Source organism: Microcystis sp. T1-4, from assembly GCF_000297435.1.
Taxonomy (GTDB): Bacteria; Cyanobacteriota; Cyanobacteriia; order Cyanobacteriales; family Microcystaceae; genus Microcystis.
This window is the reverse complement of record NZ_CAIP01000143.1, coordinates 1-10,074: the sequence shown is the minus strand read 5'-3', so window position 1 is coordinate 10,074 and position 10,074 is coordinate 1. Positions and strand designations below refer to the sequence as shown.

Below are 10,074 nucleotides of genomic sequence, written 5' to 3'. Positions count from 1 at the left end.
TGTGGGTTATAAGTAGTCGTGCAAAATTAATTTCCTAGTGAAGATAGGCAAGAGGCAAGAGGCAAGAGGCAAGAGGTGGTTAGATATGTGTAATTAATTTTGCTTATATCATTTTTCAAAAGTGATGACAGACTTAGTTGATTATTCCAAAGCGCAATTCCGCTCTCGGACAGGAATTGCGCTTTTAGATGTTAGTCACGACTATTGAAAATTGGTATTACACTTCAGATTTTTATGGAAGAGTTCGTTTGATTAGAAAACTAAAACACTTGCTATATCTAGCTTTCAGGGATCGCTGAGGAGTTGCTTGAGATTTTTATGAGGGCTAAAGAAAAAACAGATTTAGGATGGATAAGATTCTTGTCGGTTTTAGCTTTCCCCTGGTTTTGTTGGTTGCCCATTGTATTTGGTTTTACTTCCTTTGCCCTGTATCATCGCCTATCTTGGGAATGGCAATCAATATCCCTATTTTGGCTAGTTATCTTCGGATTTTGTACTGTCCTTTGGGTGCGAGGTAAAAAATTAGAAGAAAAAGCCCGCAACCCCCTCACAGGTATTTTAGAGGGCTACCTAAAACCTCAACCTAGCGGGTTGAGGTTTTCTGTCTTACTCCACTCGATTAAAGCGCTAGTCAATCCTTCTAGGGTATATTCTCGCGCCTCGATATCAACACGACCAAATAACTCTTGACAGGTTTTTGAAGTTTGCGGACCGATAGAAGCCAGACAAACTTTTTCTAATAGGGAATTAACCGATAATTCTGCCGTTTCTTGCAGCAATAACCGATAAAAATTCTGGACGGTTTTGGAACTGGCAAAGGTGACTATATCGACTTTCCCATCTCGAAACGCTTCCCAGATGCCACTATCCATGCGTGCCGGACATCCGGAATAATATGCGGCCACTTCCGTCACCTGACCAGCTTTGGCCGTTAATTCCTTAACTAATATGTCTCTGCCTCCCGTTTCCACGCGAGGAAAGAGGAATTTTTGCCCCTTAATCGGGTCGGGAAACTCGTTTACCAAAGCATCGGCGACAAAATCCCCCGGGATAAAATCCGCTTTTAATCCCCGTGAGTGCAAAACTTGGCTGGTTTTTTTGCCCACCACGGCGATTTTTACAGTCGCTAAAGCCCTAGCATCTTTTCCCCAAAATGTCAAGCGATCAAAGAAAAAATTAACAGCATTGGCAGAAGTTAAAATCAGCCAATCAAACTCTTGTAACTGAGCGATGGCATCGTCTAAACCTTGCCAACGGTCGGGGGGACGAATCTCTAAAGCGGGCATTTCTAGGACTTCTGCGCCTTGATTTTGCAAAATTTCGCTAAATTGACTCGTTTGCTCGGCGGCACGGGTAATAACAATAGTTTTACCGCCTAGGGGTGGGGGAGAGGACATAATCGCCAGATCCACAACTTGACCAATGACCATAATAGAGGGTGAGAGGGACACCCCGGCGGTTTGAGCGAGAATATTTTCTAAAGTGCCGCGCCAAATTTGTTGATCCTTGCGTCCCGCCTGACGGATAATAGCGATCGAGTCGTGAATATTCCGCCCATTTTGGTATAGTTTCTCGATAATTTGCCCTAAGGACTGACCGGCCATCAATAGCACAAGTGTATCAATTTTAGCTAAAGCTGACCAATCGAGAGACTCGGGATCGTGAGCGCTCAAGACCGCAAAACAGCGACTAATATCCTTTTCCGTCAGGGGAATTCCAGCCAATAAAGGAGCGGCTAAAGCGGAGGAAATACCGGTTATCAGTTCAAAATCACAGCCTGCCTGCTTTAAGGCCAACATTTCAGGATATACTCGCCCAAAAACCCCCGGATCACCACTTTTAAGCCGAATAACTCGTTTTCCCTCTTGACAATAATTAACCAGTATCCGATTAATCTGATTCTGCTCGGCCCCGGGTTGTCCTCCCCGTTTGCCGACATCGACTAAAACACAGGTTTTCGGCACTAGGGAGAAGATTTGACTATCTACTAGGGCATCATACAGCAAAACCTCGGCCGTGGCTAAAATTGCTCGCGCTTGCAGGGTGAGAAAACTGCTCTGACCGATTCCCGCACCGAGAAGATAAACTTTACCCCGGGGATGGACGACTGCTGACATAATCGCAAATTTGGGTTTAATCTTTAATTTAGCACTGGAGAAGATGCAAATTACTAACGCAACAAGGGCAGCAGTAAAGTGACGAAATAATATACTAGGGGAGCGGTGAACACATAACTATCGGTGCGATCGAGTATACCACCGTGACCGGGGATTAACTGTCCGGAATCCTTGACCCCGGCATCGCGTTTCATCATCGATTCGGTCAAATCGCCCAATAAACTGACAATACCAATTAATAGGCCCAAAATTAGGCCCGTCAGCTGCCAATAGGGCCAATCTAAATACCAAGCACCCACCTCGGCCACCGCTATACTGCCTAAAATGCCAAAAAAGGAACCTTCCACGGTTTTTTTGGGACTAATCAGCGATAAACTGGTTTTTCCTAACCATTTTCCCATGATATAGGCTCCGATATCGGCGGCCCAAATGCAACCGAAGGCCAGAAAAGTCACCGTCAAAGCGGCCGGGAATAATTTCGGTTCCATCCACGATTCCGGCCAATATCCCATCAGGGGTAAGTTACTGGCCATGGCCACGGGACTACTTTCCGGGGAAAAACCGACCCGTAAACGAATCCAATAACTGGGTAAGTAACCACCGTAAAACAGACCGAGAATTGAGGTGGAAATGTCGGCAATTGTCGCCATTTTTGGCTGAAAGAGCAGATAAAAACAAATTAACGCCCCGGCCAGGGGAAACATGGCATCGGTGAGGGGGGCTGCCATAGTTGCCGTCAGCAGTAGTAATTGTGAAACTACGAGAGTGGTTTTAGCGGCCGGTTCAATGCCTTTGGCGCGAACTAAGCGAAAATACTCTAATTGTCCCAAAAAGACGATAACACCGATGCCGAGGGTGAAATACCAACCCCCAACGATAATAATTCCCAGTGCGAAGGCAATAGCAAAAATAGCGCTGACAATGCGTGGCCAAGGCATGGTTAATCCAGAAAAGTTAGGCGGCATTGTTTTAATTATATAGATTAAGAAAACTTTATGGAAGGTTATCCACAATTAAAGTTTATCGCCGCTCAGGATAAACATGGGATCAACGGCGGCAAAAATTTGGTGAATACCCCTAGTTTCTAGGCGATTTACTGCCGCTTGGACAATCTCGATATTACGCGCCTGTAAATTAGAAAAGCCTTCGGAAAATTGATAGAGGGTTTCTAAGTTATTGGCCGTGGCCACGATGCGGCCGTTGGGTTTCAGGTATTGCCACACTTCTTGCAGGACCGATTTAATCGGTTTGCCGCCCTCGATACAGACGCGATCGGGTGCTAGGGATATATTGGGCAGACAATCCGGGGCGCTGCCTTCAAAAACCGTAACATTTTTTACCCCGAAGCGATCGCAATTACGGCGGATTAAACTGGCCACTTCTTCATCCCTTTCAATGGCAATAATCGGACTATTGGGGCATAATAAGCCAATTTCAACGGGAATAGTGCCGGTTCCTGCGCCGATATCCCAGAAAACCCCCCCATCACCTAACCGCAAAGCGGAAATCATCAATAATCTCACCTCGCGTTTACTCAAGGGAATCCCGGGCAAACGTTCAAACAGTTCATCGGGAATACCGGGGGTTTTATATAACCAAGTCATGGGGGGTCAATTATTGAGAAGCTTCACTACCAAGCATTATTATATAAATTTGTCCAATTTTCTTTATTAAGTAAACGGGGACTTTTCTAGGGATAAAACCCTGATTATAGAGACTTCCTACCGCATCACAGTTATCCTCAACTACCCAGAGGTGATGTTTTTCAGCAAAAGCCATCACCGCTTCTAAATTAAACCGATTTCCCAGGGTAAGCTAAGACGCATTTAAAGCACTTATTCTTAAGATTAGCCGAATCTCCCCCAATCCCTTTACTGTTGCCTCTTGCCTCTTGCCTCGTCTCAACAAGCAATTTAAATGCTTAACAGCTTATGAGCGATCATAATCGCTTTAGTCTTCTCTGACAAGGCCGGTTCTAGCTGCTCGATGTCGAGGTCATAACCGGGTAATTTAACGTCTAAAAAGACGGGAATTAGCTGATTTTAAAAGTGGGATTAACTGTGGTCGGGAAACCGGCGGCGACGGTAATGACTTCATACCCCAGTTTAAGTTGTTTTTCCCCTAGTTTAGGGGAAGTTAAGGCACTTAAGGCCACTAAATTGGCCGAAGAGCAAGAATTGTGTGCAATAGACCTCTTGCAAAAATCAAAAATCTTCCGTTAGGTGAGGAGTCAGGCGCCAGTAGTCAGGAGTCAGGAGAATTAAGAATGAGCATTAATCAATTAAATGCTCTATTTAGAGATTTTATGCAATTTTATGTCTATTTTTCTCATTTTTGCACTCTCGAAAATTAATTATGCAAGAACTCTAATATCTGTCTAAAAAAATTTTGTCAAGCGAGTCTATCCAGTTTATTGCTAAACAGTCTCTTAAATCTTATGGCAGTTATCTTCATGGTGAGGTAGAAAGTTTCCGTTTTGGGGAGTCGGTCGTCCGTAGTCAGCAATAAGCTGTACTGCCTTAAAACCGCGCACGGGAAATTTTAGTACAAATGCTACCCACCTCTCCTTGTTCATAGACAGTCTTAACAAGTGTTTTAGATAGTCAACAGCTTACTGCTAATGATTACCTCACCTTGGCGGTGTATTATTGACAATATTGAGCGCATAAAGGCGAAAACGCTCTAGATCGGCTTGCAGGGTTGATTCTACCACTCGACCGAGGAAAAGATTATCCATCAATTTTCCTAACCAACCAGGTATAGCATAGGCTGCTGTCAGTCGCACAATACTCCTACCATGACGGTCATAAAAACGAATTGCCCCGCGGTTAGGCAACCCGTCCACGGATTCCCATTGAATCATCTGATGGGGGACAATTTTCAGTATCCGTGACAACCAAGTAAATTCTAAACCACCACTGGCTAACTTCCAACGGGAAAGCTCTGGCTCCTCCTCGAGAATTTTCACCGATTCGATCCATTTCATCCAGTGGGGCATTTGTTCTAAATCTGACCAGAGCTCCCAAACCAGATCGATCGGCGCGTCCACTTCTACTTGTACACTATGTTCTAACCAAGTCATTCGTTAATTCTGGCGATGCTGAATATTTCTATGATAACGGCTATTAGTCTTTAGTCTTTAACTCAATGATAAAATAAAAACAATCTTCGAGGTCTAATTTTACTATGTTAATCAGAAAACTGCTCGAATGTGAGGAATTCATCGCCGGTGATCATACCCGATTACGGGAGTTATTGCATCCCGATAAACAGCCGTTAAATCTACGTTATAGTTTAGCCCATGCCCAGGTAGATGTGGGGGAAACTTCTACTCCCCACGCTTTAAAAACTGCGGAGGTTTATTATATTCTGCAAGGACAAGGGGAAATGCACATCGATGAGGAAGTGCAATTAGTGACCGTCGGTGCTGCCATTTATATACCTCCTCTGGCTAAACAATATATTCATAATTGTGGGGAGGAACCCTTAGTTTTTTTGTGCATTGTTGATCCCGCTTGGCGAGTGGAAGACGAAATTATCTTTGAGTAAAACTAATGAATATTGGCATTATCGGACTGGGCTTAATCGGTGGTTCCTTGGGGTTAGATTTTCGATCACAAGCTTATAAGGTTTTGGGAGTTTCCCGTCAACAATCCACCTGTGATATCGCCGTAGAAAAAGGAGTGGTAGACGAATCCAGCACCAGTTTAGAATTATTGGCTACTGCCGATTTAATCTTTATCTGTACTCCCATACATTTAATTGTGCCAACTTTGCACAAATTAACTCCCTATTTAAAACCCCAAGCCATTGTCACCGATGTGGGATCGGTTAAAGGGGCAATCGTCGCCAATTGTAGTCAATTGTGGCCCAATTTTGTCGGTAGTCATCCTATGGCCGGGAAAACCGAACAGGGAATTAATGCAGCACAATTGGGTTTATTTGTCAATACCCCCTATCTGATTACTCCCCTTGAATCTACCCCTAACTTTGCCCTAGAAATCCTAACTAAAATAGTACACAAGTTAGGCTGTAAAATTTACTATTCCTCCCCCGAAGAACACGATCGAGCCGTGGCCTGGATTTCCCATCTGCCAGTAATGATTAGTACCAGTTTAATCCAAGCTTGCGCGCAAGAACAAGACCCGAATATTCGCGAATTAGCGGAAAATTTAGCTAGTTCTGGTTTTCGCGATACCAGTCGCGTCGGTGGTGGCAATCCCGAATTAGGTTTAATGATGGCTCAATACAATCGTCAAGCTTTATTGATAACCTTGGCAAATTATCGGCAAAATCTTGATCAAATTATTGACTATATTGCAGGAGAACAATGGCAGGAACTAGAGAAAATTCTCATTTCTAGTCAGCAATATAGAGACGATTTGATTCAACAAAAATAACATTTTGCCCAGTTACGGCTCTCCCAGCTTTGGTGGGTAAAATGTATTTTAAGATACATTTATCCTAGCGAGGGGGTGGAACGAACCACAAAGACACAAAGGACACAAAGATCGATCGATCCTATGTCAATTAAACTTATCACACAGAACCTAGAAGAGCCCAGTTACTAAACCGATAAAATTATATGACCACCTTTTTTGAATTTGAGTCCGAATTTGTTGACTCCTTACGTTGTATCCCGATGACCGTAAGAATGAAACTAGATACCTGTGGAGTTAAATTAAAATTATCCCATTGGATGCAGTTAACTCAACCAGAAAGAATGGTATTAGTTAATATGGCTTGTACGACGGCAGCAGAAGCCAAAATCTATCGAGATTTTCTGCAAAAATTAATCACCGAAAAAACTGGCACTCCCCCGGGAGAACTAGCGATAGATCCCCATCCCCCTTGGCTAGATGATAGCCAGATTCCCGATACAGTCCTAGAAAAAGCCCGAGAATTCCAGATCGAAATTAGTTTAGAACAATGGCAAAAATTGCCACCCTCCCAACGGTTTGCCCTGATTAAACTCAGTCGTCCTAGCCACGAAAATCTTAACTTTTATCCGGCCCTAAAAGAGTTCCATATAGTCGATGACTAATTTCTTCCTATCTTACTGTCATGACAAGCAAAAAGGCGATCAAGTGGATAAATTATTATGTTAGACCAGATAAATCTCGAATTAAAACGGGGGGAATAGCGGATGATAGCCAGTTTAATTAGTGCCAGCAAAGGTGAGGTTTTCGGCTATGGTAAACCTTAACGCGACTTAATCCAGGGGGATAAAATTAAATAAATTGCCGCTCTGGGGATTGGTCAGTTCTCTTAATAAAAATGATAATTAACGAACTATTATTGGAAAATAATTAGACAGTTTCCATCCAGTCAAAAACTTGATTCAATTGCGACAAATCGATTAACCCGTACTGCCATAAAACCATCGGTAATGAACCCACCGATGCTTCACAGAGACGCAGGGCCATATCGAGGGAACGGGGGGAAATTGCTAATTTTTCCAAGAGAAAAAGGCGGAGTTGTTTTTGTTGATGAGCTTCCATGATTAAGTATCATTTGTAACGATAATCGGATTATTGAATAACTTATCCTCTATTAAAAAGAGATACTTCCCTCACGGGGATCACCCAATTGGGTGATTTTGTCTAGCAATTAGAATAATTTAAGGATTTATCCATAATATGTCCTACTATCCCGAAATTGCGAGTGGGGATATCAACACTTCCTCGACGTAGAAAAATGAGAAAGGGGAACTTTTGGGATAAGCTATTGATAACCTAGTTTTTGCCCGAGTGGGAGAGAATTGCCCCCAATGAGTCATGCTCCTCAAGTTTCCGTAATTATTCCTTGCTATAATCAAGGTTCCTATCTCGATGATGCGATCGCATCTATTTTGGTACAAACATACCAAGATTTTGAAATCCTTGTCATTGATGATGGCTCCACAGAACCGGAAACCATCGAGATTTTACAAGATTATCAACAGCCAAAAACCCGGATCATCCGCACAGAAAATCAAGGGGTTGCCACAGCGAGAAATCTAGGAATTGCCCAAGGACAAGGAACCTATATTCTTCCCCTTGATGCCGATGATAAAATTGCCGATTCCTATCTAGAAAAAGCGGTTACTTTGCTAGAAGGTAATCAGCAATTAGGGATAGTTTATTGCGAAGCGGAGTATTTTGGGGATAAACAAGGAACTTGGCCGCTGCCTGAGTATAAATTTCCCGATATATTAGTAGATAATATGATATTTTGCTCCGGTTTGTTTCGGAAATCTGATTGGGAAACTGTGGGGGGCTATAATACTAATTTAATTTATGGTTGGGAAGATCACGATTTTTGGTTATCTCTGATCGAATTAGGTCGAGAAGTCTATCGTATCCCGGAAGTGTTATTTTTCTATCGGCAAAAAGCTGCTTCTATGAGTCGCTCAATGACCGCAGAACAATATATTTATTCCTATACCCAACTTTTTGATAATCATCCCCAACTTTACTCCCAAAATATCCAAGCCATTTTTGCTGCTTTGGTCACCTTAAGAGTCGATATATTCGCTCAGTTGGAACGGGCCAGAGAACGAATTAAACAATTAGAAATTAATGAGCAAGAATTGCAACAAGAATTGCAAAAAACCCAATTGGATTATCGAGAAGCTGACAGTAAAATAGCCGCCATGGAAAAAAGTAAATTCTGGCAAATGAGAAGAGCTTGGATTAAAATGCAAAAATTGCTAGGATTGCTGGAAAAAGACCCTATTTATTCTTAATGGGACTTAAACGATCAACAAGGGCCGATAATTTTCGGCTCTTTTGGATTTGGTGGGTAAAATGTATTCTGAGATACAGTCCTGCTGGCGAGGGAGTGGAGGGAACCACAGAGACACAGAGGACACAAAGATCGATCCTATGTAAGTTAAACTTATCACACAGAACCTAGAAGAGCCTAATTTTCTGGAAACATAGTCTTTAAAGCCTTGTCTGGCAAGACTCCTAAGAATGATCAGCACTGATTATCACACAAAGTCGAGGAGAGCCCAAATATTTAGGAACGGTGGTGATTATTAGAGCTAAAATCAGCAACTTCGGAAAAGCGAAATATGGACAGTCCAGAATCTAGGCAGCCGCACTGTAATAAGGCGAAGGCAGACTCGGATAAACTCGCCGGATGTGGCGGAAGACTTCTTCCGTTTTTTCTTCCACTTCTTCTTCCGTGTAGAGATCGACGGGTAAACCAGTATTATCGCTGTATAAAAAGTTGTGAATAGTAGTTTTAACCTCCGCCCGACTGGATTCTTTATCTGGCCAACGATCGATCTTTAGTTTCTCTTGTTTTAGGGTTTTCAAAAGCTGCGTGGGGATCTGTTTAATTTTTTCAATGTCTTGCGGTGATAGATTCTCTTTGGTTAAAAGGTCGAACAGGGCCAGGGATTCCTCGTCTAATCCCTCGCTAACCGCCCGTTGGGACTCTTGATCGAGTTCCTGAATGAATTCTAATAAGGCCTCGAAGGTCTGTTTGATCGCCACCCGCTCCTTCTCGAAATTATAATCAGCGATGATCCGCTCGTAATGCTCTTGAAAGTTCGTCCGTTGCAGATTCTGCTCGAGCATTGTTCGGAGACGATTTTCGATGGCGTTTTTGAGAGTTTGGACGGTGGTATTCTTGCGATCGCTATTAGCGAATTCCTGTTTCAGACGCTCGAAGTTGATTTTACTGATGTCGTACAGTGGGGTATCATCGGCCCTCGCTTCGGTGGTTACATCGATCGCCCCGTCGATTACCGATCGCATTTCCAAGAGAATTTCCCCAATGTCTATTAAACCTCTTGCATAATTAATTTTTGAGGGTTCAAAAACGGTAAGAATAAGGATTAAATTGCATAAAATCCTTAAATAGACCATTTAATTGATTATTGTTCATTCCTAATTCTCCTGACTCCTGACTCCTGACTCCTGACTCCTAACAACAATTTTTGATTTTTACAAGAGGTCTATTTTCT

14 protein-coding genes and 1 pseudogene are annotated in these 10,074 nt (G+C 42.8%); 6 read left to right on the top strand and 9 right to left on the bottom strand.

Annotation, left to right across the window (positions count from 1 at the left end; genetic code table 11):
• Positions 1-312 precede the first annotated feature (312 nt).
• A pseudogene (locus MICAI_RS27820) lies at positions 313-567 on the top strand (hypothetical protein); the annotation flags it as partial.
• Between the two features lie 11 nt (positions 568-578).
• Here the strand turns inward: MICAI_RS27820 and cobA are convergent.
• The 5 genes from cobA to MICAI_RS27560 form a co-directional block, all read right to left on the bottom strand.
• A complete protein-coding gene (cobA, locus tag MICAI_RS08440) occupies positions 579-2,117 on the bottom strand; it encodes a uroporphyrinogen-III C-methyltransferase (protein WP_008200405.1) in 1,539 nt (512 codons plus the stop codon).
• Between the two features lie 53 nt (positions 2,118-2,170).
• Positions 2,171-3,082: a phosphatidate cytidylyltransferase gene (locus MICAI_RS08435; protein ID WP_008200403.1), complete on the bottom strand. Its 912-nt coding sequence runs from the start codon at positions 3,080-3,082 to the stop codon at positions 2,171-2,173.
• A 48-nt stretch (positions 3,083-3,130) separates the two neighbouring features.
• A complete protein-coding gene (cbiT, locus tag MICAI_RS08430; protein WP_008200401.1) occupies positions 3,131-3,721 on the bottom strand; it encodes a precorrin-6Y C5,15-methyltransferase subunit CbiT in 591 nt (196 codons plus the stop codon).
• 10 nt (positions 3,722-3,731) lie between these two features.
• Positions 3,732-3,926 carry a DegT/DnrJ/EryC1/StrS family aminotransferase gene (locus tag MICAI_RS27000; RefSeq protein WP_255348752.1) on the bottom strand — a complete coding sequence of 65 codons (195 nt, stop codon included), beginning with the start codon at positions 3,924-3,926 and terminating at the stop codon, positions 3,732-3,734.
• A 104-nt stretch (positions 3,927-4,030) separates the two neighbouring features.
• Positions 4,031-4,105, bottom strand: a complete 75-nt coding sequence (locus tag MICAI_RS27560) for a hypothetical protein (RefSeq protein WP_253257798.1) — start codon at positions 4,103-4,105, stop codon at positions 4,031-4,033.
• Positions 4,106-4,165: 60 nt separating this feature from the next.
• On the opposite strand from MICAI_RS27560, the gene MICAI_RS27815 reads away from it, so the two are divergent.
• Positions 4,166-4,339, top strand: coding sequence for a hypothetical protein (locus MICAI_RS27815; protein WP_369751905.1), 174 nt, complete (start codon positions 4,166-4,168; stop codon positions 4,337-4,339).
• A 206-nt stretch (positions 4,340-4,545) separates the two neighbouring features.
• On the opposite strand, the gene MICAI_RS25815 is transcribed toward MICAI_RS27815, so the two are convergent.
• Positions 4,546-4,692 (bottom strand): hypothetical protein, encoded by a 147-nt coding sequence (locus MICAI_RS25815; RefSeq protein ID WP_157221737.1) that lies wholly within the window; start codon positions 4,690-4,692, stop codon positions 4,546-4,548.
• Between the two features lie 54 nt (positions 4,693-4,746).
• Positions 4,747-5,199 carry an SRPBCC family protein gene (locus MICAI_RS08425; protein WP_002737629.1) on the bottom strand — a complete coding sequence of 151 codons (453 nt, stop codon included), beginning with the start codon at positions 5,197-5,199 and terminating at the stop codon, positions 4,747-4,749.
• 104 nt (positions 5,200-5,303) lie between these two features.
• Here MICAI_RS08425 and MICAI_RS08420 point away from each other — a divergent pair, with 104 nt between their 5' ends.
• The 3 genes from MICAI_RS08420 (at position 5,304) to MICAI_RS08410 (ending at position 7,161) form a co-directional block, all read left to right on the top strand.
• Positions 5,304-5,666 (top strand): cupin domain-containing protein, encoded by a 363-nt coding sequence (locus tag MICAI_RS08420; RefSeq protein ID WP_008200389.1) that lies wholly within the window; start codon positions 5,304-5,306, stop codon positions 5,664-5,666.
• A gap of 5 nt (positions 5,667-5,671) precedes the next feature.
• The gene (locus tag MICAI_RS08415; RefSeq protein ID WP_008200387.1) at positions 5,672-6,517 is read left to right on the top strand and encodes a prephenate/arogenate dehydrogenase; all 846 of its coding nucleotides are present in this window, start codon (positions 5,672-5,674) and stop codon (positions 6,515-6,517) included.
• Between the two features lie 185 nt (positions 6,518-6,702).
• Positions 6,703-7,161, top strand: a complete 459-nt coding sequence (locus MICAI_RS08410) for a nitrate reductase associated protein (RefSeq protein ID WP_008200385.1) — start codon at positions 6,703-6,705, stop codon at positions 7,159-7,161.
• Positions 7,162-7,426: 265 nt separating this feature from the next.
• On the opposite strand, the gene MICAI_RS08405 is transcribed toward MICAI_RS08410, so the two are convergent.
• Positions 7,427-7,618 (bottom strand): DUF2949 domain-containing protein, encoded by a 192-nt coding sequence (locus MICAI_RS08405; protein WP_008200383.1) that lies wholly within the window; start codon positions 7,616-7,618, stop codon positions 7,427-7,429.
• Positions 7,619-7,887: 269 nt separating this feature from the next.
• On the opposite strand from MICAI_RS08405, the gene MICAI_RS08400 reads away from it, so the two are divergent.
• Entirely contained in the window at positions 7,888-8,844 is a 957-nt protein-coding gene (locus tag MICAI_RS08400; protein ID WP_008200381.1) for a glycosyltransferase, read from the top strand.
• A gap of 346 nt (positions 8,845-9,190) precedes the next feature.
• Here the strand turns inward: MICAI_RS08400 and MICAI_RS08395 are convergent, their stop codons facing one another.
• Positions 9,191-9,976: a type I restriction enzyme endonuclease domain-containing protein gene (locus tag MICAI_RS08395; protein ID WP_008200379.1), complete on the bottom strand. Its 786-nt coding sequence runs from the start codon at positions 9,974-9,976 to the stop codon at positions 9,191-9,193.
• Positions 9,977-10,074 lie beyond the last annotated feature (98 nt).

Excerpts from the sequence above, each read along its gene's own strand:
- MICAI_RS08395 (WP_008200379.1), bottom strand. The coding sequence starts at position 9,976 with ATGGTCTATTTAAGGATTTTATGCAATTTAATCCTTATTCTTACCGTT.
- MICAI_RS08435 (WP_008200403.1), bottom strand. The coding sequence starts at position 3,082 with ATGCCGCCTAACTTTTCTGGATTAACCATGCCTTGGCCACGCATTGTC.
- cbiT (WP_008200401.1), bottom strand. The coding sequence starts at position 3,721 with ATGACTTGGTTATATAAAACCCCCGGTATTCCCGATGAACTGTTTGAA.
- MICAI_RS08415 (WP_008200387.1), top strand. The coding sequence starts at position 5,672 with ATGAATATTGGCATTATCGGACTGGGCTTAATCGGTGGTTCCTTGGGG.
- MICAI_RS08405 (WP_008200383.1), bottom strand. The coding sequence starts at position 7,618 with ATGGAAGCTCATCAACAAAAACAACTCCGCCTTTTTCTCTTGGAAAAA.
- MICAI_RS08410 (WP_008200385.1), top strand. The coding sequence starts at position 6,703 with ATGACCACCTTTTTTGAATTTGAGTCCGAATTTGTTGACTCCTTACGT.
- cobA (WP_008200405.1), bottom strand. The coding sequence starts at position 2,117 with ATGTCAGCAGTCGTCCATCCCCGGGGTAAAGTTTATCTTCTCGGTGCG.
- MICAI_RS08400 (WP_008200381.1), top strand. The coding sequence starts at position 7,888 with ATGAGTCATGCTCCTCAAGTTTCCGTAATTATTCCTTGCTATAATCAA.
- MICAI_RS08425 (WP_002737629.1), bottom strand. The coding sequence starts at position 5,199 with ATGACTTGGTTAGAACATAGTGTACAAGTAGAAGTGGACGCGCCGATC.
- MICAI_RS08420 (WP_008200389.1), top strand. The coding sequence starts at position 5,304 with ATGTTAATCAGAAAACTGCTCGAATGTGAGGAATTCATCGCCGGTGAT.
- MICAI_RS25815 (WP_157221737.1), bottom strand. The coding sequence starts at position 4,692 with ATGAACAAGGAGAGGTGGGTAGCATTTGTACTAAAATTTCCCGTGCGC.